The following is a 25831-nucleotide window of genomic DNA, read 5'->3' as shown; positions in this document are numbered from 1 at the left end:
TGCGACGCCAGTGCGCCGATCAGAGCCGCTTCAACGCCATCGACGCGAGTGGTACCGCGATCAGGAGAAGCACGCAGACGGAGATCAGCGAGTAGGCCTGCGGGTTGTCCGACGCCCACGTCACGGGGTTGGGTAACAGAGGGTTCACAGTCACCGGATTACCGAAGCATTCACGCAGGCTCTGCGCCACCGAGGTGACCGGGTTCCAGTTGGCGATCTCACGTAGCGGTGCCGGCAGCGTGGACGCGGGAACGAAGGCCGACGAGACGAACGTCAACGGGAACAGAACCGTCAGCAGCAAACTCTGCGCGGCCTCCATCGATCCGGCAACCAAGCCCACGACCGCGCCGACCCACGAGAGCGCAAAGCCGAAGAACAGTGCGATGGCATACCCGGCGAGGGCCTCCCACAGACTGGTGTCGATCCGCCAGCCGATCACCAGACCCGCGACCGACATCACCACCAGCCCCACGATGTTGACCGACACATCAGAGATGGTCCGTCCGACGACAACGGCCAGGCGTGACATCGGCAGCGCCCGGTAACGATCGATCATGCCGGTCTTCAGGTCGGTCGCCAGTCCCAGCGCCGTGAACCCCGCGTTGAAGGCGACGGTCTGCGTCATGATCCCGCCGATCAGGAACTCCCGATAGCGGTCACCGCCGAGCGCCTCACCGAGCACGTAGGAGAACAGCAGCACGAACATCAACGGCTGCAGCACGACGCCGAGGATCATCTGCCAGTTCCGCAGGATGGTCCGGATGTTCCGGACCGCGACGACCTCACAGTCGATCAGGAAGGTCCCCACGTTCCGTGGTCGTGGACCCACCAGGGATTGGGAGACAGGCTGGGATTGAAAGAAAGGCTGGGACTCGGGCAAGGGCTGGATTCTGGTCACGGGCTTCGTTTCATTCGCGGGCTGCAGTTCGGTCACGAGCGGCCTGCCAGAGATACGAACACATCGTCCAATGTCGGTTCGGAGGTCACGGCGTCGTCGACGTCGATGCCCGCGGTGGCCAACATCGAGATCGCGCGGGCCATCTGCGGTCCGGAGTCGGCCGCCGAGAACGTCAGAGTGGCTCCCTCGACATCGACGCCGGATGCGCCGTCCAGCCGCGAAACGATCTCACGGGCGGACACTGCGTTGTCCGCGGTCGACAGGTGCAGGCGAACCTGCGCGGTACGCAGCGTCGCCTTCAATTCGGTGGGGGTGCCGCGGGCCACCACTTCTCCCCCGACGATGACGGTCACCGCATCGGCCAGCTGATCGGCCTCTTCCAGATACTGCGTGGTCAGCAGGACACTGGTGCCTGAGCCGACCAAATCGCGTACCTCCGACCACAATTCGGTCCGGCTGATGGGATCCAGACTCGCCGTGGGTTCATCGAGCAACAGCACCGGCGGCCGGATGATGATGGCACCGGCGAGATCGATCCGTCGACGCATACCGCCGGAATAGGTTCCAACCCGGCGGGCACCGGCTTTGACGATGTTGAACTGCTCCAACAGTTCTCGCGCCCTCACCACGGCCCTGCGCCGACCGAGGCCGGACAGCCTGCCGATCATCACGAGGTTCTCCAGGCCGGTCAGGTTGTCGTCGACCGCCGCGTTCTGCCCGGACAGGCCGATGAGGCTGCGCGCCCGATGAGCGTGCGCCAGGCCGTCGACACCGTTGATGCGTACCGATCCACTGGTAGGCCGCAGCAGGGTTCCGATGATCCGGACCGTGGTGGTCTTGCCTGCACCGTTCGGGCCCAGCAAACCCATCACGGTGCCCGACGGAACCACCAGGTCGATCCCCTTGAGGGCGTCCACACCTCGATAGTGCATTCGCAGATCAGAGACCTCGATTGCGTTCTCACTCACAGGTAGGGACGTCAACGCGCACCTCCGCATCGTTGACGAGCGGCTGCACGGGTACAACGGCCGGACCGGCAGACGTCGGTTCGGTCAGCTGGTAGGAGACGGTCACCGTCTTACCGGCGGGAATCTTGACCTGTGCGGTCGCTATCGGATGACCGAGCTCGGTGCCGGTGGAGAACATCATCGCTTGTCCGTCAACAGTGACTCCGTCGATGGTGGCTCCGGTGGTGCCATAGAGCGTGACGGCTGAGTAGTTCGTACCGTTCGGCAGTTTCAGCTGCGGATTGCCGAGGCTACCGATCACGTACGGCGGCAGGCTCATGTCGGTCACTGCGTTGGTCAGCTTCACCTCGACTGTGGAGGTGCGCTGGTCGCTGTCGCAACTCCCGGCCCGATAGCTGATCTCCCGCTCGAGGTAGTAGTCGATCTTGTTGCCGGACAGGTTGCCCACCAGGACATTCGCGTAGGGCGCCGCGGTTTCGGCGACCTCGTGGGCCAGCCCGGCCTCGGTCAGCAGTTGCTGCTCACCTTCATCGGCGCTGTAGACCATGATTCGTTGCTCGTGCACTGAACGGCCAAGGGCCTCGAGCACTTTCGATGAGTTACCCCGCAGCGTTGCCACCTTGGAGACCGCCTGCCCCGCGATCTCCTGCAGGTACGCCTTGCGGGCGACGTTGTCATCCGCGAACCTCGCATACGACGTCGACAGCGTGAGCTCGACGACGTTGTCACCGGTGACTTTCTCTCCGTCGGCCAGTGTGATCGGACCGGACGCATCGAGCAGGTAGCTCAGCGCCACCGGATCGATCGCAACCGCACCGTCGAGCTGCGTCCCGGATTTCTGCTCCCACATAGACATCCAGATCTGCGCCGCATACGGGAAGTGGGCACTGATGTTGCTGTTCCGGACATCGAAGTACGGCCGGTTGATGCCGTAGTTGTAGTCGTACTCCTCGCCGAGGTCGGTCGCCTTGTCAGGTGTGCCGATCTCCGAGTTTGCACCGAGATCGTTGACATCGACACGCCCGTTTCGCGCACTGACCACGCCGTAACCACCGAGCAGACCGCCCGTCGCCCGCGATTCGGCCGGGGTCTGGAATCCGAAGAAGTAGTTGCGCTGCCCGTTTCTACCCAGCATCGTCGGCAGTAACCTGGCAGCGGTGTCGGTCCCGCGGATGAACCTGGCCGACTCCGTGAGCTGATCGAGCAACTGCGTGCGCGCATCGGACACCGTGCCCAGCCAGGTGCCGTCGGTGGCTTCCACATCCGCCAGAACCGCTTCGGCGCGATCGGCAATGAGGGCCAACTCGGGCTGTGCCTGCGCCAGTGCGGCGGTGTTGATCGCGCTGTCCTCGGTCCGGAGGTTGTCCGGGCTGATGACATCGGCGAGTTGCATGGTCGGAGCGAGAACGTCGGTGGCAAGCGCATCGACGGACTCGGTCATCTCCTGTACCGATTTCAGCGGGTCACCCAGCCAGGGAATCGCCGCTGCCGCCGACCAGACCACGTTGTGCGCATCGTCTTTGGCCGCTCCGGCGGCATTCACAGCTGCTTCTGCCGATGTCGCGGCCTTGTCCGTCTCACCGGCGAGAAAGGCGCGCTGCGCTGTCGTGACGTGTCCACGCGCTGAGTCGATGGAGTCCTTGGCCTTCAACGCCAGGTAACCGAGGTACAGCCCGGCCAGCACCAGGATCACCAGGACCGCAAGCCCGCCACCGATCCACCATCGAAGTCGACTCGACTTCGGCTTGGCGGTGGGCTCTTCCGGTACTACGTCCGTCAACTGGTTCTCCTGCTCACTTCGTCGTTCGGCGATGTCTCGCCGGAGTCTGATTCTCTATCCGTCGGCAGATGGCGGTTCACCAGTTCCGCAATCATTGCCATCGCATCGGGGGCACCCATTGCGTGGTGTACCACCGGCACCTCTTCGAGGGTCATCGGTCCGGTGACCAGCGACTGCCATTCCACCGGGTTCGGATTGTCCTGTGCGGCAACAAACACGGTCGTCTCCGCCGTGACCGGCCTCGGCTGGTACGCGATCGCCGCGGCGACCGACTCGGCACAGCGTATCCGGTACTGCTCGAACCGCTCGGGGTCGATGGCACGCAGCGACCGTTCGAGCGACTCATCGATGTCGGCACCCCGCTCGGTGCCGGGATCCAGCCGGGGGTCGAGGAGCACCAGCAACTCGACGGTCTCACCGTCGGCCGTCAGTTGCCGGGTCACCTCGTGGACCAGGACCGCCCCGAGCGACCACCCGAGCAGCCGGTACGGGCCCGCGGCCTGTGAGCGGCGGATGGTTTCGGCGTGGTGCGCGGCCATTGCCTCGATCGAGAGCAGGTGTGGTGCCGTGGGATCGTCCAGGCCCGGCATCTGCAGACCCCGGACCGGGATCGACAGTGTCTGCCCCAGTGGCCGGTAGTCGCCAACCAGTCCGCTGACCGGATGGATGCACCACAGTGGTGTACCCACGCCACCCGGCGAGAGTTCCACGACCGCATCGAGTCCGGCCGTCATGTTCACATACTCGTCGAGGGCAGCGGCCAGCGCCGCCGGCGTCGATTGCGCGAACAGCACCGCAGCCGGTACCGGTCGGGCGAGCCGGGTGGTGAGTGCCGCGGCCGCTGCGGCCAAGAGCAGCGAGTTACCGCCAACGGCGAAGAAATCATCGTAGATCCCCAACTCCGGGTTGCCGAGGACCTCCCGGAACACCTCGACCACAGCTGCCTCGGTGTCGGTGCGCGGTGCGCCCCCGGCCACGGACCAGACCGGTTCCGGTAATGCAGCGGTGTCGAGTTTGCCCACGGGCGTGCGCGGGAGTTCGACCATCGGCACGATCGCCGCCGGGACGAGGTGATGCGGCAACGTCGCCACGAGCGAATCCAGGAAGTGCTCGGGTGTTGCCTCGACACCGTCGTGCACGGTCACGTAGGAAACCAGAACCGGGCCGGCGGGTCCGGGGCGCAGCACGGTCAGCGCGGTCCGGGCGCCGGCCGCCACCAGAGCCGCGTCGACCTCGGCCAGCTCGATCCGCTGGCCGCGGATCTTGACCTGACGATCGGCCCTGCCGTGGTATTCGAGGTCACCACTTTGCAACCGGCGCACCAGATCTCCGGTGCGGTACATCCGTTGGCCGTCCGCGGCAGCGACGAAACGCGAAGCCGTCAGCGGTGTGTCCCCGTGGTAGCCGACGGCCAGCCCCGGACCGGTGAAGTACAGCTCTCCGAGCGCGCCATCCGGTGTCGGACGCAGGTGCGCGTCGAGCACATGGGTCCTCATGTCAGGTAGGCCCCGACCGATGATGGTGGAGGTATCCGCCTGCATGGGTCCATGGGAGGTTCCGATAACCGTTGTCTCCGTGGGACCGTACCCGTTGATCATGGTGTGGCCATCGCTCCACCGGGAGACCAGTTCCGGCGGGCAGGCCTCACCACCGACGTAGATCGTGTGGAGCCGCGGCAACGCGGTCTCGTCGAGGGTGGCCAGGACCGAGGGGGTGATGATGGCCTGGTCGACGGTGAGCCACCGGAGTTGCTCGGTGAGACTGCGGCCGCCGGCGTCGTCGGCCCGGACCACCGCGAGTGTCACGCCGGACCCGAACGCCCACACCATTTCCATGATCGATACGTCGAAGCTGGGGCTGCCCATGTGCGCGATCCGGTCCTGCGGATCCGCTGTGAACACCGTGGGCTCCAGCAGACTCCGCAGTCCGCGGTGAGCTACCACCACACCGTTCGGTACGCCGGTCGTCCCCGAGGTGAACAACAGGTAGGCGGGATGGCCCGGGGTCACCGTCACCCAGTCCACCACCGAATGACCGAGGGTCTGCGGGTCGGGTACCACGATCATGGCGCGGGCGTATTGCGGTGCGTTGCGGAATGCGATGGCCACCTGGGCGCCGCTCGCCGTCAGCATCCGCGCGATACGTTCGGCCGGATACTGCGGATCGATGGGGACGTAGACGGCGCCGAGACGCGCGATCGCCCAGAAGACCGCCACCGATTCGAGGCTGCGCGGCAACATCATTGCCACCGGATCACCGGTTTGCACCCCGGCCGCAGCCAATTCGGCCGCCAGTGCCGCTGACCACCGGTCGAGTTCGGCGTAAGTCTGAGTTCTGGTCCCGTCGTCCACGGCCACCTTGTTCGGGTCACGCAGCACCGACGCCTGCAGCATCTGCCCGAGGGTCAGTGCGGGCCCACTGGTGCTGCGGTGCAGGCGGTCGGCGCGTTCTTCCTCGGTCCGCAAATCGGCGGTCTCAAGTGACGGGTTGCCGTCGGAGACCACAAGTTGCAGAGCGACTTTCCAGCGCAGTGCCAGGGTTTCGATGGCCCGTTTGTCGTACAGGGCGCTGGCGTGGGTGAACATCGCGGCATCGCGGCCGACCGTCACCTGGAGGTCGAACTCGGACGTGGGGCTCAGTTCGTCGGGGACCTGCCCGCCTGGTTCGTCGTTCACCGCCAGTGTCACCTGGACGATCGGGTGCCGACCCATCTCCCGGATCGGATCCTGTTGCGCGACCACCTCGTCGAACGGCAGCAGGGCGCGATCCAGTGCGGCCAGGTCGGTGTCACGGACGAGGTTGATCAGGTCCGCAGTGGTCATCCCGGTGTGCAGCGTTGTCCGCAGTGCCACCGTCGAGACGAACATACCGATCATGTCTGCGGTCTCCGGATGCCGTCGCAGCGACACCGGGGTGCCGACCGCGACATCGTCGGTGCCGCAGGCGATCGAGAGCGTGAGAGCCAGTGCCGCGTGATAGACGTGGAACTCGCTGACCCCGAGTCGGCGGGCGGTCCGGGAGACCTCGTCGGCGATGTCTTCTTCGACCGGGACAGAGACCGTAGCGGTGGCCAGGGAACGCTGTGGATCACGGGGTGCGCAGTCGGGCATTTCCAGGGTTCCCGGGTAACCGGTCAACGTCTGCTCCCAGAACTTCAGCATCGCCTCACGGCGCGCGCTGGCGACCAAGTTCTGCCATCGTGCGACCTGCCCATAGTCGACCGGCAACGGCGACAACGTTTCTCCCGCCATCACCGCATCGAGGTCACGACTCAGGACCGCGGCCGATTGGCCGTCCATCGCGATGTGATGGGCCACGATCACCAGGAACCGATATCCTGATTGCTCGACCAGAGCCACCCGTACCGGTACCGACGATGTCAGCTCGAACGGCGTCGCGAGCAGGGTGCCGACAACCTCGGTCACCTCACGGTCACCGAGTTCGACAACCTCCGGGGTCTCCTCCAGGGTCACCTGCACCGGCACGCCGTCCACCTCGGGGTAGAACGTGCGCAGAGGTGTGTGCCTCTGCGCCACCGCTCGCCAGGCACCATGGGCATCCGCACCCGGCGGTACGCCGACCATCACCGGCACCGCATAGAGCGGGCGCTCGGGCAGTATCTGTTGCACCAGCCACAGTCGGTTCTGCGCCGGCGAGAGCGGGACCGCACCCACGTTCGGCGGTGCACCCGGACCCGTCAGTGGTGGAAGTTGCTCGGCATCGGCATCTTCCGCGCCGGCCAGGAGTGCGGCCAGGGCTGCCGGAGACGGCGCAGCGAACACATGCCGCACCGGCACAGCGGTGGCCGTCGCCTCCCCGATGATGGCAACAACTTGTGTCGCCGACAGCGAGCTACCACCGAGGTCGAAGAAGCTCTCGTCCCGCCCGATGGACTCGACGGGGACGTCGAGCACCGTCGCCATTGCCGTGGTGACAATCCGTTCGAGCTCCGGGTTCGCATCGACGGGCACAACCGTACTCGGCGCAGCCGCGATGACCTCCCCTTCGACGACTCCACCACCACCGCCCCCGGTGCGGTTCACGACAGTGTGCAGTATCGGGAACGGTTGATCCGGCGCGATGCTGATCGCGCACAACAGCTCCCGATACTCGGAGATGAGTCCGGTGGCCAGTTCCTCGGGTATCGCCGGGCCGTGTACCAGGGTGATGTCGAGTCCCCCATCGGAATCGGACGCCAGTACCACCTCGATGTCGTACTTCGGTGCGACCAGACCTGCTGTGTCCGACACGATTTCAACATTCACACCGGGCAACGACAGCCCACGGGTCGGCAGGCCGCCGAGGGCTTCCTGATGCACCAGGAGAACGGAGATCAGCGGATCCGTGCCCGCTGCATCAGTTCCGGTGGAGACAGCGCGGGCCACCGCGTCATAGGGCACATCGGCGTGGACATGCGCCGTCAGGTCGGTGTTCCGCACTCGGCGCAACGCCTCCCGGACGGGCACGTCGAGGTCGATGGTCGTGCGCAGCGGCAGGGTGTTGACGAACATTCCCACCACCGACTCCCAGGCCGGGTCGTCGCGCCCGAGCACGGGGACTCCGATAACCAGGTCACGATCGCCGGTGCGCTGTGCGAGCAGCGCGGTTAGAGCAGTGTGCGCAACGTGGAACAGCGTGGCCGATTCCGACTGCCCAACGCCGGTGAGGTTCCCGAGCGTCGCCGCATCGATCGAAGCGTGGACCGCTCCCCCGGTTCCTTGCGCCGCGTTGTCAGATATCCGGCCGGGCAGACGAACCGGTCCGGTGACGCCCGAGAGTTCCCGCTGCCAGAACGCGATCTGCGTCGCATACCGACTGGTGGGATCGGACGGCTCACCCAGCCGAGCACTCTGCCACTGGGCGAAGTCGGCATACGTCAATTCCACAGTGGCACCGGCATTTCCCACGTACGAATCGACGAGGTCGGTGACCAGCAGCGGCATCGACCACCCATCGGCGGCGACGTGGTGCAGGGTGATGACCAGCCAGGCCTCTTGCTGCCCGCTGACCAGTATCTCGGCTCGGAAACCTGGTTCGGCGGTGAGATCGAACGGTGCGGTGACCAGATCGATGATCCGCTGCGGAACATCCGCTGCGAGCACCTGGCGCACCGATGGGGCCACCATGCGCGCCGGATCCCCGATGAGCTGCCTTGGCCCCAGCGGAGTTTGCGGATACGTGGTGCGCAGGCTGCCATGTTTGCGCTGGATCGCGGTGACCGCGTCGGCCAAACGCGCGGTGTCGATATCACCTTCGAGTCGCAGCACCAGCGGGATCAGGTAGGCAGTCGAAGTCGGGTCGATCCGGTTGAGCACCCAAAGCCGTTGCTGCGGAAAGGCCAAGCCGAGGTCGGCGGGTACCGGCAGGTGCCGTGGCGCCTCGTCGTCCGGCAGCACAACCGGTAAGAGGTCGATGGCGCCGGCGAGGTCGGCGAGCGTTCGCGAATCGAGCACCTGCCGCACGGTCACATCGCGGCGGGTCTGTTGCCGCAATCTTCCTGCCACCCGACTGGCCGACAGCGAGGTGCCCCCGGCCGCGAAGAATTCGCTCTGCCGTCCGATCGTGGTCGCCGACAGCTCCAGGACCTCGGCCCACACCGCCGCGACGAGCACCTCGGTCGGTGTCTGCGGTGGCGTGAGCGCGTGATCTGCCGGAGCCGGTGTCGGGAGGGCCCGCCGATCGAGCTTGCCACTCGGTGTCATCGGGAAGTGATCGACAACCGTGATGTAGGTGGGTATATGGGTGGCAGGCAGGATCTTCCGCAATCCATCGCGCACATCCTGGACGTCACAGGGGTGGTCGGGATCGGCGATCAGCCACGACGCCAGTACCGGCTGCGCGCCAACCGACGAGATCCCGGTTGTGGCGCGTTCGACCCCGGGCAGCGACATCAGGGCCGCATCGATCTCGGTCGGTTCCAGACGAATACCGCGGATCTTGATCTGCTCGTCGCTGCGCCCATGTACGACGATCTCACCGGACGCATTGCGGTGCACCAGGTCGCCGGTTCGGTACATCCGTGAACCGAGGACTCCGAACGGGTTCGCGACGAACCGACCGGCGGTCATCGCGCCCGCCCCCGCGTAACCGCGGGCCAGGGCTGCGCCCGCCAGATACAGTTCGCCGACAACACCGCGCGGAACCGGCCGCAATCTACTGTCGAGAACGTAGGCGGTGGCCGCGGCCATCGATCGGCCGATCGGGATCACCGCGTCCGCAACGACGGATGGGTTGACGGTCACCGCGATCGTCGCCTCGGTGGGGCCGTAGAAGTTGACGATCCGGCGCCCGGGCGCCCAGCGCTGTGCAACAACCGCAGACAGCGATTCTCCGCCGGTGGCAACAACTCTCACGGCAGTGATGTGCTCCGGGTCGATGGTTGCCATCACCGCCGGTGTCGAGAAGAAGGTGCTGATCGACTTATGTTCGAGCAGGTCACCGAGTTCGCTGCCACCGATGATCTCAGGCGGACAGACAACAACGGTCGCCCCGATGGCGAAGGCGGGGATGAGTTCGATCAGATGCGCGTCGAAGCCGGTGGCGTAGTTGTGCAACACCCGACTCGACGGCGTCAGACCGGTGTGTTCGACCACGGCGTCGACCAAGGCCGGAAGCCCGGCGTGAGTGACGCTGACGCCCTTCGGTTCTCCGGTCGATCCCGAGGTGAAGATGATGTAGGCCACGTCCGTGGACATGATCGGACGCACCCGCTCGCCGGCATCGAATGGCAGCGGCCCGGCCGAACCAGCCGTTGTCGCAACGATCTCCGCCAGATCGAGCCAGTCGATGTCGAGCGATGGTCGCTCCTGCGGTCCGTGCACGCCGAGTGTTGCCCCGGACGCGGCAGCCATGGCAGTTTGGCGGCTCGCCGGGTCGCCGACACCGAGGGTGACGAAGGCTGCGCCGGTCTTGGCGATCGCCCACGTGGCGATCACCGACCACATCGACCGCGCCGCACAGATCGCCACCACATCACCTGGCCCCATGCCACGTGCGATCAGCGCCCTGGCCGCCGCAGTACTGGCCGAGTCCAGATCCCGGTAGCTCAGCAGCCAGTCACCGTCCTCACATGCGATGGCGGTCGGGTCGCAGGACACGTTGCGCTGCAACAGTTCCGGCAGGGTGGCGCCGCTCACGTTCGCGGGTACTCGCTCGAACTCATCCACGGTTCCGACCAGGTGGCGGGCCGGCGACAAATCCGGGTCATCGAGTACCGCAAACAGAAGGTCCGCGAGGCGGTCCATGAACAGTTCGGCGTCAGCGGCATCCATGCGCGCGGTCGCGTACGCAAGCCGGATCTGCAGGGTTCCGTCAACCTCTACGATCATCAGATCCAAGCCGAAACGCGACTGTGGCTCCTCGGTTCCGCTGCGCAGCACCTCATCGGGTGCCTCACCCAGATCGGCCAGGAACACGTCGACGACCGGACCGGAGCCTCGGACGTGATCGGGATCGGCCAGCGCGGCAACTGCGTCGGCGGGATACGCGGCGTGCGCAAAACTGTCGAGATCGGTGCGGGTGACCTGACGCAGGATCGCCGAGAAGGGCTTCTCGATGTCGATGGCCGTGCGCAACAGAACCGTTCGCGCAAGCATGCCGACCGTGTGGACGAAGTCGGGGACGTCCCGGCCGGCGGCGACGGTACCGATGACCACATCCGGTTCGTCGCCGAGCCTGGAGAGCAGGACCGCCAACGCAGCGTGGATCACCATGAACGGTGAACTGTGGTGTGCCTGCGCCTGCTCGCGCAGTTGCCAGTACCTCGCCTGATCAACGGTGATCTCCGCGGTCGAGCTGGGTCCGGGGTCGCCCGACTCCGGCCGCAGACCCGGCAACTTCGGCCTGGCCACCGGTTCGGCGAACACGCCTTCCCAGTAGCGGCGCAAAATCTCACCGTTGTGCGCGAGTACATCATTGGACCAGATCGCGTAGTCGCTGTACCCGAGTGTCTGTGACACCAGTGGAACTCCGGCACCGATGCGGGCTGCCTCGTGCTGCAGTATCCGGATCGATTCACCGTCGACCGCGATGTGATGAACAACCGCGGCGAGTTGCATTCCGTGCATCGGCGACTCGAACAACGCGACCCGCCAAGGCAGTTCCACAGCGAGATCGAATGGCCGGTCCAGCTCGGACAACGCTGCGACCGGATCGGCGACCACCTGCGTGGCAAGGTCCAGCTCGATCGAACCGGACTCCCAGAGCTGTTGCCAGGGACCGTCTTGATCCGCCGGGAAGCTGGTACGCAGCGCCTCGTGCCGGGAGATCATCGTGCGCACCAGGGCCTCGACCCGGTCGGCGGGAATATCATCGGCCGAGATCAATCCGCCGAGGTTGTAGTCGGTGCGATCAGGGGCGACCTGCCAGTGCAACCAGAGGGCCTGCTGCTGAGGTGTCAGCGGCAGCCGTTCTGGTCTTGGCCGGGCCACGGGGTGCACCATCGGGAGCTCGGAAGCGTGAGCACCGGCATCGTCGACAGCTGTTGCCAGAAGGGCGATCGTCGGACGTTCGAAGATCGCGCGAACGGGGAGGTCAGAACCGGTCACGGCGCTGATCGCTGCCGAGAGCCTCGCCGCCGACAGCGAATTGCCGCCCAGTTCAAAGAAGTTGGAATCCGGGCCGATGACGGTCACCGGGATGTCGAGCACCTGCGCGACAGCAGCCGCGACACCGACCTCGGCGCCCCGCAGAGGCAACCTGACCTCGGTCGTGGTGAGCGCGGGCAGGCGGGCGACGTCCAGCTTGCCGGTCGACGTTGTCGGCCAATCGTCGACGATCTGCACCTGCGCCGGAACGAGGTGGGCCGGCAGGACCGCGGCGCAGGCCGCCCGGAGCCGGGCCCCGGAGACGTCGTCGGAGTCGACCACGACGTAGCCGATCAACACCTCGTCGCCGGCGCGATCGCGGTTGTGTAGGACCACCTTTGCGTCGGAGACACCCGGCTGGGCCCGCAGGACCGCGGTGATCTCGCCGGGCTCGAAGCGGTGACCACGAATCTTGAGCTGCGCATCGCTACGGCCGAGGTATTCGAGGTTGGTCTCATCAACCCAGCGCGCAAGGTCGCCGGTCCGGTACATCCGGGTCCCAGGCGGCCCCCATGGCGCCGCGACGAAACGGGTTGCGCTCAGCCCCGGCATGTTTGCGTACCCGGCGGTGACCTGCGGACCGGTGACGTACAGCTCTCCGGTGGCACCCACCGGTTGTGGCCGGAAATACCGGTCGAGAACCAGCAGTCCCAGGCCGGGCAGCGCGGACCCGATCAGGCTGCGCGCATCCGTCACATCGACGTCTGTCACCGACGCGTGCACCGTCGTCTCGGTGATTCCGTACATGTTCACCAAACGCACATCCGGATGTCCGGAGTGCCAGTCTGCCAGGGCCTTCGGATCGAGCGCTTCGCCGCCGAAGAGCACCAGTCGGACGGACTCGGGCAGTGGCGCATCCGGCAGTTGCAGCAGGCGCGAGAACGCGGTCGGGGTCTGGTTCAGGATCGTCACGCCATGGCGTCGCAGCAGGTCGACCAGTACCGCGGGTTCCCGCGCGGTGTCGTGATCGACCACGACAACCTGTCCGCCTGATGTCAGTGGCCCGAAGATTTCCCATACCGAGAAGTCGAATGCAGCCGAATGGAACCAGGTCCACACATCGCCCCGGGCAGCATCGATCGTCGACAGCGCCGACTGCAGCAGGTTCGTCATGTTGGATCGGGTCACCATGACGCCCTTGGGTTTACCCGTGGACCCAGAGGTGTAGATGACGTACGCCGGATCGTGTGGCAGCGGTGCCGAATCCCGATCCTGGAGTTCGCGCATCGCGTCCTCGGACGGCGCGACTGCCTTGATATCGATGATGCCGCTGAGCTCGGAAGTGATCGATGCGTGCCGGGCCTGCCCGATGACGGCCACCGGATCCGAGTCGCCCAGGATTGTCGAGATCCGCTCCGCCGGATAGTTGGGATCGACCGGCACATAACCGGCACCGACCAGTAAGACACCGACCATCGCCACGATGGTGTCGCGGTTGCGGTCCGCCATCACCGCGACGAGGTCTCCGCGACCTACACCCCGGGAGCCGAGTTCGCCGGCAACAGCGCAGGCCTGCTCGATCAGCTCGGCATAGGTTGTGCTGCCATGAGCGTCGACGATCGCGACCGCATCGGGCGTCACATCCGTCTGCAACACAATGCTTTCAGCGACATCGACGAAGTCGCCGGCCACCGGCATCTCGGGCGATACCTGGGCATCGGCCAATTCGGTGGTTCGCGGTGCGGTCAGTTGGTGCATTGTCACCGCGGCCGGATCGGCTGCGCCTGCCATCGCCTCGACCGTCCGGATGAAGGCGCCTGCCAACCGCTGCGCCATCGCCGGAGCCACGTGCCACAGACCGTAGCTGAGCGTGACCTCCATGGGCGCACCGTCACCGTGGTCGGTGATCGTGAACTCGAGCGGAACGCGGGCCTGGCCGATTCTGATCGGCGTGACCGCCAAGTCGCGCCCGGCCGGAATTTCGGGCGCGAGCTGATACGCGACCAGGACGTCCAGGTAGGCGTCCGAACCGAGCGACTGCGGCGGTGCCAGTTGTTCTTTGACCTCTTCGAAGGCGACGTCGGCGTGGTCCACCGCGTCGGCGACCACCTGATGGCTGGCATTGATGGCAGCACGCAGAGAAGCCGCAGGCCTCGCATCGGTGCGCAGCAGCACGGTCTGGACGAACATTCCGACCGCCGACAGCATTTCGGTGGTGCGGCCGGCGGTGGGTGTCCCGATGATGATGTCGTCGGTACCGGTGAACTGGCCGATCGTGGCCGCCAGCGCAGCGTGCAGTACATGGAAGACGCTTGCACCTTCACCGACAGCCAAGTGCTGCAGCGCCATTCGCGTCTGGATCGACACGACAACGTCGAGATAGTCTGCAGGCTCGGGTCCCAGCGGGACCTGACCCTGATGCACCTGGAACGGCAAAGGCAGATGGATAGGGGCACCGTCGAGCACCTTTGACCAGTGCTCCAGCACCTGGTCACGGCGCGCGGTCGACCGCTCCTGCGTCCCCATCAATCGCATCGTTCGCCATGCGTGGTCGCGGTACTGTGCGGCCGGCGCCGACCAGAGTGGTGCGGTGCCCGCGATCCGGGCTTCCAAGGCCCGGCCGAAATCCTGCGCCAGGACCGTCATCGACCAGCCGTCGACCGCGACGTGATGGGCGACGAGCAGTAGCCGAAGCCCGGATTCGGGACTGGTCGGCTCGAACAGATCGCCACGCCAAGGGAGGTCTGCGGTCAGATCGAACGGCCTACGTGCCTCCGACGTCAGGTTCGCCTCGGCGTGCGATTCGGGCAGCGGACGCGGTGTCAGCATGCCGGCCAGACGATTTCGGATCTCGTCGAGCGGCAACAGCTGCGGCTGCGGGAGTCCGCCGTGGTCGTTCAAAACCGTGCGCAACACTTCGTGGCGCGCGACCACATCCATCAATGCGTCGACTGCCGCGCGCGGTGTTGCCTCTGCCGGGAGTTCGATCACCGCGGGCAGATGGTAGACGGCACTGCTCGCGTCGATCCGACTGAGCACCCACAGTGCCCGTTGCTGAGGTGTCGGTGGCGGCGGCGCTGTGTTGCCGCCGGGTACTGAGCCGCCCGTGTTCAGCGGGGCCGCGTCCACGGCGGCCTGCAGATCGGAGATGTTCGCCGCACCGGCCACCATACGAACGCTGACATCGCGTCCGGTGCGCTCGGTGAGCAGCAAGGCGATGTGCATGGCGGACAAGGAGTTTGCGCCGAGGTCGAACAAGCCGACGTTCGGGTTGATCGTGTCGGCGTCGACGGCCAGCACTTCGGCCACAACGGCGCGGACCGGTGAGTCGATATCGCCGGCGCCGGCAACCACTGCGGCACCGCGGATCGTCGGCTCCGGAAGCGCCGAGATATCGCGTTTGCCAGAGGCGTTCAACGGCCATTGCGGAACCACAACGATGCGCGCGGGCACCAGGTATGCCGGCAGCAGCCGCTGGGCTATCGTCCGCAGATGCTCTTCGCCCGGACGTTGGTCGGCCGGCAGCTCGTCGTGGAGACGGACGTAGCCGACGATGTCTCCACCGCCCGCCGACTCGGTGTTGCGGATGACCACCTCGGACTCGGCCACCTCCGCAATCGTCTGCAGCGCGGCAGCGATGTCGCCGGGTTCCACCCGGTGTCCCCGGACCTGAACCTGCCGGTCAGAGCGCCCACGGTATTCGAGATGCCCTTCGACGGTCCGCCGGACCACGTCACCGCTCCGGTACATCCGCCCACCACCGACGCCGGACGGGCAGGCGACAAATCGTTGCGCGGTCAGTCCTGGCCTGCCGACGTATCCACGGGTGACCTGCGGCCCGCACGCGTAAAGCTCACCCCACACACCAGCCGGCGCGGGTTGCAGATGACGATCCAGGACCAGCAGCGAGGAGCCCGCCAGTGGTACACCGATCAGCGAGCGCGGATCCGTCGGGGTGACCGCACCCACGGTCAGATGCACGGTGGTCTCGGTGATCCCGTACATGTTCGACAACAGCACGCGGTCACCGAAGATGTTGCGCCAGTCGATCAATCGGTCCGGACGCAGCGCCTCGCCTGCGAAGATCACGGCCCGTAACCGCCCGGGATCTCTGTCACGGACGGCCACCGCCGCCAATGGATAGAACGCCGACGGTGTCTGCGACAAGATCGTGACACCGTGCCGACGGAGTAGTGGCCAGAGCGCCTGCGGATCGCGGACTTCCAGATGGTCGATCAAGACCACCTGTGCGCCCGATGTCCAGGCCGCGAAGATCTCGAAGACGGAGACGTCGAATGCGGTGGAGTGGGTGCAGCTGAACACGTCACCGGCCGTGAACCGGTAACTCTGCTCGCACGCATCCAGCAGCGCGAGTGCGTTGCCATGCGTGACGGCAACGCCTTTGGGCCGGCCGGTGGAACCGGAGGTGAAGATGACGTAGGCCCCGTCGGCGGCGGTGAGACCGTCGAGATCAGGTGACTTGGCCCCGGCATGGTCCCGAGCGTCGACATCGATGATCCGCAGTTCTTCCGGAATACGGTGACGTGTAGTCGAATCCGCCAACACAGCGCTCGGTTGCGCATCCTCGAGGATGGCCAGGATGCGCTGCTCTGGGTAGTCGGGATCGACCGGCACGTATGCCGCGCCCGCCCACATCACCGCGAATTGGGCGACAAGCGCCCTGGCATTGCGCGGCAAGGCGACGGCCACGAGGTCACCACGGCGGACACCGCCATGCACCAGGTCGGCCGCCAGCGTCCGCGCGTCGTCGACGAGCCTGCGATACGTGTATATCTCGTCCCCGAAGACCAGTGCCGGCGCATCAGGGGTCGCCTCGGACACACCCAGGATCCGGTGCACCAGTGTTCCGGCCGGCGTGGCCACGGCAGGAAGGGGCGCCTGCTGCCCTGGAACAAGTTGCGCAGGAGCGGCACTCGGCTCCACAACCGACTGGGCGATGGCGGTCACATACGCGTGGCAGAGAGCTGCGGCCATGGGTGCACTGAACCGGTCGCTGCGGTACGTCAACTCGATACGCAGTCCATCGGCGGTCTCGTCGACGATCCATTGCAACGCGACCCGGGCGTGCGTGGCCTCGCGAGGATGGACCTCGATCTGGAGACCATCGATATTCCATTGCCCGAGTGGATGATTCTGGTAGGTCAGAAGGATGTCGGACAACGGCGTTGTGGTGATGTCGCGCCGCGGTTCCACCGCCGACGCAACCGCACCGAGCGGGACGTCCGCAGAATTCAGTGCAAAACCGATCGCATCGGCAGACTGGGCGAGGACGTCCTCGAACGTTCCCGCAAAGGCGTTGCGCGACCGGACTGCCACCGGATTGACGTACATCCCGACGGCGTTGTCGAGATGTGATCCCGAGCGCCCGGCCTGTGGGACCACGATCACGAAGTCGTCGGCACCGGTGTAGCGCGCAATGGTCACGGCGAGGCAGGCGTGCAGCCATGCGAAAGTGCTGACACCTCGTTCGGCGGCAGCTGCGGCCAGGAGAGAGGACATCGATGCGCCAAGGGTGCGCCGCACCACGGCGGCCGGAGCGATATCCCTGATGTCCGCGGTGGCCAAGTCGGCGGGCAGTTCCGGGCGGGGTGCCAGATTCGCCAGGTGCTGCTTCCACAGCTCGAGCTGCGCGGCAACGACTTCCGGGCCGACGCCACTGTCGAGGGTCGCGTCGATGTACTGGGTCGTCGTCGCCCACGTCGGCGCCGTTCCCTCGAGGCGGGCACGGTACGCGGTTGCGAGATCAGCCGTCAGGACACCAAGCGACCAACCGTCCACCGCGGCATGGTGGGTACGAACCGACAACCGGTGCATCTCCGGTGCCAGTGTCGTCAACTGCACGATCAGCGGTGGGCGGACAGTCGGGTCGATCAGATCGTCCGAGTGGTCTGCGGTGCCATCGTTCGAGTCGAAGCCGATCGGCGCCAGAGCATTTCGGGGATCGACCACGTCTTGCCAGGCGGTTCCGTCGATCTCCATCCGAATGATGGTGCGCAACGCTTCGTGCCGATCGACCACATCGGTGACCGCGGCGGTGAAGGCGCTGCGGTCCAGTGGTCCTCGCAGATCTACGTCGGCGCCAAGGTGGTTGGCGGCGGATCCGGGCTGCAATCGATCCGCGAGGATGAGCGACACCTGACCTGCGGTGGCCGGCGGGCGGGCGGGCCTCGCCGTCGAACTGCGGATCTGAGCTGTCTCCATGGCGGTGCGGTCGATGATCTCGGCCAGTTCGGCAAGGTCTGCGGCTTGGAGAACGTCCCGGAGACCGAGGGACCGACCGGTGAGTTCTCTGATCCGTGCTGCGATGCGGGTGGCGTCGAGTGATGAGCCACCCAGCGCCAGCACATCGTCGTACATGGACGGGTCCGAAATGTTCAGCACATCGGAGATCGCTTGTGCAAGTGCCTTTTCGGTCTGCGTCTCGGCCGGGCGATGCGGACTGACCTGCGCGATGTCGGGGTGCGGAAGGGCATTCCGATCCAACTTCCCGGTGGTGGTGACCGGAAGAGCATCGAGGACCACAATGTGTGCCGGCCACATCGACGTCGGAAGCCGGGAGGCGATGTGGTTGCGGACACGCTTGGGCAACCGCCGATCATCGGTGGTGGTGGTGGTGGTGACGATGTAGAGGGCCAGTTGAGCCCCGCGGCCGGTGTCGACGACCACCGCGGCTGCTTGCTTGACATCGGGATGAGTCAGGGCGGCCATGGAGATCTCGCCCGGTTCCACGCGCACTCCACGAACCTGGACCTGATCGTCACTACGCCCGAGATAGTGGAGCTGCGAGAACGTCTCGTCCCAGCGAACACGGTCGCCGGTCCGATACATCCGCGCAGTTGGTGTCCACGGGTTTGCCACGAATGCCGTTGCTGTGAGCGATGACTGGTGTGCGTAGCCGCGGGCCAGTGCGGGCCCTGCCAAGTAGAGGTCGCCCACCACGCCGGCCGGCACCGGACGCAGCTGGTGATCGAGGACAAAGCACGTCATCCCAGCGATCGGCGTACCGATCGCGGGCCGATGGTCGCCGGCTGCCAGAGGGGCCGTTGCCGTGGCCATAATCGTGGATTCGGCTGGGCCGTAGAGGTTGAACACATCGCGGCCACTCCCCCAACGACGGACGACGTCGGGCGGACAGGCCTCACCGGCCAGCATCAGGGTGCTGCACACGGCCGCGGGCAGTTGTTCGGGGTCCATCGTGCCCAACACACTGGGGGTGATCACTGTGTGCGTGACCGAGACGGACACAAGGAAGTTGGCGAGTTCGGTGCCTGCGACCACATCTGTCGGTGCCGGGCACAGTGCCCCACCGCCGGACGCCGCCAGCAGGATCTCGAAGACCGAGGCGTCAAAGGCCGGGGATGCCAGTCCTGAAACCCGCGACCACTCATCGACCCCCAGTAGGCGTTGCTGCTCCATCAGGGCGGCCAGGCCACGGTGGGTGACCTGCACGCCTTTAGGGGTTCCGGTCGAGCCGGAGGTGTAGACGACGTAGGCGACGTCGTCGACGGACAACGGCCGCTCCAGATCGACCGGTGCGTCCGGCGTACCGGCGAGTCCGATACCGGACAGATCCAACCAGTGCTCGCCGGGTTCCGGCTCAACGCCCCCGATGGTCGTGAGTACCACGACCGGATCAGACTGCGTAAGGATGGTTTTGATTCGTTCACGCGGGTGCGCAGGGTCGATCTGCATGATCGTCGCACCGGTCTGTGCCACGGCCCAGAATGCGAGCAGTTGATCGAGTCCGCGCCCCGTGGCGATGGCCACGGTGGTGCCCGGTACTGCGCCGCGCGCCTTGAGGTGGTTGGCCAACTGCCGTGATCGCGACGTCAGTTCCGCGTAGTTCCAGTGTGCCGATCCGGCGTGGACTGCGGACTGGTCTGCGTAGCGGCCGGCGGCGGTGTCGAGAAGTTCGCGAAGTGTTGTGGGGGCCGGGACCGGCTGCGCCATGATCGGCACGCGTCCGAGTTCGTCCGGCGCCATCAGCGCAAGATCGTCGAAAGTTTGAGTCGACTCGCGCAGCGCAGCGTCGGCGACTGTCGCCACGAAGTTCAAGAGTCGCGTGTGGTGACCGCGAATCTCTTCATCGCTGTACCGGTTCGGGTTCGCTTCGAGGTCAAACCTGAATTCGTCAGGCTCGCTCGGGTTTCCGGTGCGGTACAGGTTGATCGCGAGGTCGTCGACCGCGCTCGTCGACAGGAGGTGCAGCGACCCGGTGGCGTCACCGAACTGCAGCGCGTCCACGGTGAGCATCAAGTTCAGCAGTGGTCCGGCGAACTCTCGACCGGCCAGTGGCGGGTTGTCGCCAGGCATCAGATCGAGCATGTCTTCGAACCGGAAGCGCTGGTGCCGAAGGGCACCCATCATCGCGCCTTGCGTCGAACCGACCGCAGCCGCGACGGTGGTACCGGCGCCGATCCCGGTCGGCAGTGGCACAACATTGGAGACCGTGCTGAAACTCTTGCGAAGCAACGCGGTGGTGCGTGCGGCCACCGGCAAGCTCAGCGCGACCTCGTCCCGCCCGGTTATGCGCGCAAGATATCCAGCGGCTGCTGCGGCAACAATCACCGGCAACGTTGTCCGGAGCGACGTCTCGGCGCGCTTCAACGCGGTCACCGTTTCACGGGGAACAATCCCGGAGACACGCAGCGGCCCGGCTTCCGGCGGGCCGGCGCGGTGCGACAACGTGACCGGAGGCGCGAGCTGGGCCACCTGTTGACGCCAGTACTCGCGGTCCTTCTGGTACCGCGGTGAAGATTCGTAGTCGAGGTCTGTCTGAGCCAGTCCAGCCAGATCCCTCGACGGAACAGGTTCACCCATGCCCTCGGCAAAGCGCCGACCGTAGGTGCCGGCGACTATCTCCAACATCGAAAACGCGCTGGACCCATCGAAGACCAGGTGGTGTCCACGTTGGTAGAACAACCACGTGTCATCGGCGACTTGAAGAATCGCCGATGCCATCAGGCGATCAACGAACAAATCGACCGGCCGGGTGTAGTCAGCCCGCATCCACTGCTGCGCGACCGCCATCGGGTTCGGCTCACCACGAAGGTCTTTCACGGTGATGTGATCACTCAGGTCGCGGTCGATGACCTGCTCGACACCGTTGTCGGTGTGCTCAAAACGGGTAAAAGCGACCCCGGTCTGCCGGCCGACCTCCTGGGCGACCGTACGGAGAAGTTCAACATCGACGAACCCGGTCAGTTCGATGTATTCGGCAATGTTGATCGGGCACAGTGGCATCGCCTGCTGAACCGCCCACAGCGCTTGCTGTGCACGGGTCAACGGCTGACGAACCACCATGCCCACGACCCACTCCTCACCTGAGTTGAGGCGAGTTGTCACCTAGCTCTTTCCGGGCGACACCGGCTCGAGAGCAACTTCGATGTCCTGGTGCTTGTGCGCCTTTCTACCGAACAGGCGCCTAAAGATGCCAGGCTTCTTCATGACATCAGACGAAGTGTAGTAGTAACCGTACTTGTAGGCACCGCCGCGAGTAGGGACGTCCGTGAGAACGACGCCTATAACTGTCGCCTGAACCGCCTCAAGCTGATCGATTGCAGCCGCTACATCCGGCACTCTCGACTGGTTCGCGCGCGCAACCAGAAGCACGCCATCGGCCCATTGAGCGAGTACTGCTGCGTCGGTGACGGGAAGCAACGGAGGCGAATCAATGATCACATAATCGAACATCGCGGACAGATTCTCCAAGCCCTGTCCCGCCTTCTTGGAACCCAAGAGCTCAGCCGGATTGGGCGGCTGCGGTCCGCTGGCAAGGATTTGAAGTCCCTTGACCTCGCTGGGTTGGAGCAGATCAGCCATCGACCCGTCCCCCTTGAGATAATTGGTCAACCCAATATCTCCCGTGCCGCCGGTGCGGCGGTAGACCTGAGGTCGGCGAAGATCGGCGTCGACCAGCACAACTCGCTTGCCAGTCTCCGCCAGAGCCGCCGCAAGATTCATAGCAGTCGTTGTTTTACCTTCTGCAGCTAGCGCACTTGTGATAACAATGCGTCGAAACGGCTTGTCTACGCTAGTGAAGGAGAGATTTGTCCGCAGCTTCCGATATGACTCCGCTGCCAGCGTGGCTCCCGAACTGAAGTCTATGAGCCCGGTTTGCTTAAGGAGGTCATCAGTTGGCACGGTCGCTAGCACAGGAGCGTCTGTGAACTCTGCAATCTGATCCTCTCCCTGGACCCTGTTGTTCCATCGATCTCGAACAAATACGGCTGCGACACCGACGATCAGGCCGACGATTAGCGCCAACGCAGTATTGCGGTTCGTTCGCGGAGAGATCGGAGTATCACTGATAGCGGCGGGAGTAATCACCGTCAGTTTGGCCAACGGCACCCGCCCGCCTGCAGGAGTTTCAAGTTGCTCGACGAAATCGGTCATCGACTCCGCGACTGCATTTGCCAAGTTTGCGGCTGTTTCCTTGTTGGTACTTTCGGCCGAAATGTTCAGCAGTACCGTCTCTGGCGTCGTCGAAGCGCTAAGGGCTGCCTTCGCGTCTATCAAAGACAGAGGCACTCCATCTGGACCAATAGCGGTCGCCACGACACCATCAGAGTCGACCAACTTGACGTAGGACATGACGCGCTGCTGCGATGCCAGGGAGCCCTGGTAGGCAGTCTGGGCGTTCGCCTCGTTCCCGGATGTGACATACAGGGTCGCCGTCGACTGGTATACCGGTTTTTGCAACAGACTGTAAATGAGCCCTGCCGCTCCACAAACCAACATCAGCACCAGAATCACGGCCCACCCGCGTTTGACAACACCAACAGCAGAACGCAGCGAATCTTTCCCCGGTTCCTGCAGGCCTTGCGGTGTTACGTTCATCTACCAGATCTCCTAGTTCCCACGCACACTGCTGTCTGGCGCCGTTCGATTCGACTACTCGCGAAAATTGTCAGTTCGTTTCTGTGGCGATTGCTCCACCACTCAGATACCTGACGTCTACAGACGTTCGAAGTCGTACGATTGACCACCGACTGAGATGCTTCGATTGCCTGATTATGCACTAGCGGGTCGAATACCGCCGTTTGGGCCGTAGACAAGGTCACCCCTATCTGCGCAGCGAATCATGATTATCGCGGTACCACGCCACAGTGTCGGCCAGACCATCCCGCAATGAAATCTGAGGCTTCCAACCACTACCGAGTAGGGTGGTGATATCGATGAGCTTGCGTGGGGTGCCGTCAGGCTTGCTGGTATCCCAACGTGTCTCACCGACGAATCCGACGACATCGGCGACAGTCAACGCAATTTCCTCGATCGTCTGGTCCTCACCTGTACCCACGTTCACCTGCTGCGGACCGTCGAAGTGCTCGAGCAGGTGCAGGCAAGCAGACGCCATGTCGTCAACGTGAAGGAACTCTCGCTTCGGCGTACCGGAACCCCAATTGGTAACGAAGGGGGCGCTCTCTCGCGTTGCGTCATCGTAACGACGGATCATCGCTGGCAACACATGCGAATTCGTCTCCGAAAAATTGTCGCCAGGCCCGTAGAGATTCGTGGGCATAGCTGATATCCACGGCAGTCCGTACTGACGGCGCACTGCCTGCACCTGTAGGATCCCAGCGATCTTCGCTATCGCATAAGCGTCATTCGTCGGCTCGAGGGCACCGGTGAGTAGTGAGTCCTCTGTAATCGGTTGCGGCGCAAACTTGGGGTAAATACACGTCGAACCCAGGAATAGAAGACGCTCGACACGGTTCCTTAGCGCAGCGTCCAACACGTTGACCTGGATTTGCAGATTCTCCGACAGAAAGTCGACCGGGTAGGTGTTGTTGGCATGAATACCGCCCACCTTCGCCGCTGCAAGGATCACAACGTCAGGCTGTTCCTGCGCGAAGAAGTCAAAGACCGCGCCACGGTCTTTCAGATCCAGTTCGCCACTAGTTCTTCCGACCAAATTCCGAAAGCCGCTCACCGTAAATCGCCGCCACAGCGCAGAGCCCACGAGTCCCCGGTGACCAGCGATATAGACCTTCGCCGTCCGGTCGATAACGGACGGCTCGAAGTCACCGCTCATTGTCAATACCCTGCCACGCGGGAACAGACGGCGTATCGATCCACGGCTTGCCCTCGCACTCGAGTGCACGGATATCGGCATCAACCATGATGCGGGCAAGTTCCGGGGTATGAACCGTCGCCTTCCAGCCGAGTTGGGACTCAGCCTTTCCTGCATCACCAATCAACGCGTCCACTTCGGTAGGCCTCAGATACCGGTCATCGAAGCGGACGTGCTCTTGCCAATCCAGTCCTACGTGCTCGAAGGCTGTCTGCAAGAAATCACGGACTGTGTAGTTTCCACCCGTAGCCAACACATAATCGTCCGGCTCGTCGACCTGAAGCATCCGCCACATGCCTTCGACATATTCAGGCGCGTAACCCCAATCGCGAACCGCGTCGAGATTCCCCATATAAACGTGCTGTTCCATGCCGGCTTTGATACGCGCCACCGCGCGTGTGATCTTTCGAGTGACAAACGTTTCCCCTCGCCTAGGAGACTCATGGTTGAACAAAATTCCGTTGACAGCGAACAGTCCATAAGCCTCACGATAGTTCCGCGTCACCCAGTATGCGTATACTTTCGCCGCGCCATAAGGCGACCGCGGGTAGAAGAGCGTGTCCTCGTTCTGCGGCGGGGGGGAAGCGCCAAACATCTCGGAACTCGATGCCTGATAAAAACGGCAATTGACTCCAGCTACCCTCACCGCTTCAAGCAGTCGGATCGAACCAATGCCCGTCGTGTCACCCGTATGCTCGGGTTCGTCAAAGCTCACGCGTACGTGGGACTGCGCTGCTAGGTTGTAAACCTCGTCGGGCGCAATTTTCGATAGGAGAGTGACCAGTCGCGCACCGTCACTCAGGTCGCCGAAATGCAGGAACAGTCGCGCATTGGGATCGTGAGGGTCTACATATAGATGATCAATCCTGGCGGTATTGAAAGAAGACGAGCGCCGAATCAGTCCGTGCACCTCGTACCCCTTCTTCAGCAGCAACTCCGCCAGGTATGAGCCATCCTGGCCCGTAATCCCGGTGATTAGTGCTCGTTTCATAACTTTCTCCAAAGAGCTTTGTAGTTGCGCCAGCTCACATCGTTGTGACCCCGGCGCTTCAGTTTGCAACGACGATTTTTCCGGCTTCTACATTTCGATATACGACCGCACCCGCGCCGACAGTCGCTCCGGCGCCAATTTCAACACCGCGCAAGACAATCGCCCGCGCAGCTATCCACGCTCCATCGCCTACAGTGATCGGCGCATTATCAAACTCAAAGGTCGGGGACTTTCGATCATGGCTACCCGTGCACAACAGTGCCTGTTGAGAAACGCAGACATTTCTTCCGATCGTCACAGGCTCGAGATTGAGTATGTAGGAACCCTCCCCCAGCCAACTATTGGCACCCACTGCCAATTTCCAGGGCCAATGGATCCGGCAATTGTAGCGAATAATCACACCCTCCCCTATCACCGCTCCAAACACCCGCAGGATATAAACCCTGAGTAGATTGGGACACCACCAGCGACAGAACACAAGGCCGGAAACCGCCATCCAAAGAACCTGAACCACAGCCGGGCGACCCTTGTCATAACCGGCACCCGTGAACCCTGCTAGGTCACGAGTCCCATTG

Annotated in this window: 8 protein-coding genes; all 8 read right to left on the bottom strand. The window is 64.3% G+C overall.

The window, feature by feature from the left end:
• Positions 1-19: 19 nt before the first annotated feature.
• Positions 20-808 (bottom strand): ABC transporter permease, encoded by a 789-nt coding sequence (locus AC1D75_RS07940; protein ID WP_495514730.1) that lies wholly within the window; start codon positions 806-808, stop codon positions 20-22.
• Between the two features lie 122 nt (positions 809-930).
• Entirely contained in the window at positions 931-1866 is a 936-nt protein-coding gene (locus AC1D75_RS07935; protein ID WP_495514729.1) for an ATP-binding cassette domain-containing protein, read from the bottom strand.
• The gene (locus tag AC1D75_RS07930; protein ID WP_495514728.1) at positions 1859-3646 is read right to left on the bottom strand and encodes a DUF4012 domain-containing protein; all 1788 of its coding nucleotides are present in this window, start codon (positions 3644-3646) and stop codon (positions 1859-1861) included. Before AC1D75_RS07930 ends, AC1D75_RS07935 begins: the two co-directional genes overlap by 8 nt.
• Complete coding sequence (locus tag AC1D75_RS07925) at positions 3643-21537, bottom strand: amino acid adenylation domain-containing protein (protein ID WP_495514727.1); 17895 nt, start codon at positions 21535-21537, stop codon at positions 3643-3645. Before AC1D75_RS07925 ends, AC1D75_RS07930 begins: the two co-directional genes overlap by 4 nt.
• Positions 21538-23031 carry a tyrosine-protein kinase domain-containing protein gene (locus tag AC1D75_RS07920; RefSeq protein ID WP_495514726.1) on the bottom strand — a complete coding sequence of 498 codons (1494 nt, stop codon included), beginning with the start codon at positions 23029-23031 and terminating at the stop codon, positions 21538-21540.
• 226 nt (positions 23032-23257) lie between these two features.
• Positions 23258-24226: a GDP-L-fucose synthase family protein gene (locus AC1D75_RS07915; RefSeq protein ID WP_495514725.1), complete on the bottom strand. Its 969-nt coding sequence runs from the start codon at positions 24224-24226 to the stop codon at positions 23258-23260.
• Positions 24216-25256: a GDP-mannose 4,6-dehydratase gene (gmd, locus tag AC1D75_RS07910; protein ID WP_495514724.1), complete on the bottom strand. Its 1041-nt coding sequence runs from the start codon at positions 25254-25256 to the stop codon at positions 24216-24218. The genes AC1D75_RS07915 and gmd overlap by 11 nt, the downstream gene beginning before the upstream one ends.
• A gap of 58 nt (positions 25257-25314) precedes the next feature.
• Positions 25315-25752 carry a DapH/DapD/GlmU-related protein gene (locus AC1D75_RS07905; RefSeq protein WP_495514723.1) on the bottom strand — a complete coding sequence of 146 codons (438 nt, stop codon included), beginning with the start codon at positions 25750-25752 and terminating at the stop codon, positions 25315-25317.
• Positions 25753-25831: the final 79 nt, after the last annotated feature.

The organism is Williamsia sp. Y712, assembly GCF_059445525.1.
The sequence above is the reverse complement of the archived record's forward strand: the minus strand, read 5'-3'. Positions and strand labels throughout refer to the sequence as shown.

Excerpts from the sequence above, each read along its gene's own strand:
- AC1D75_RS07920 (WP_495514726.1), bottom strand. The coding sequence starts at position 23,031 with ATGAACGTAACACCGCAAGGCCTGCAGGAACCGGGGAAAGATTCGCTG.
- gmd (WP_495514724.1), bottom strand. The coding sequence starts at position 25,256 with ATGAAACGAGCACTAATCACCGGGATTACGGGCCAGGATGGCTCATAC.
- AC1D75_RS07905 (WP_495514723.1), bottom strand. The coding sequence starts at position 25,752 with ATGGCGGTTTCCGGCCTTGTGTTCTGTCGCTGGTGGTGTCCCAATCTA.
- AC1D75_RS07915 (WP_495514725.1), bottom strand. The coding sequence starts at position 24,226 with ATGAGCGGTGACTTCGAGCCGTCCGTTATCGACCGGACGGCGAAGGTC.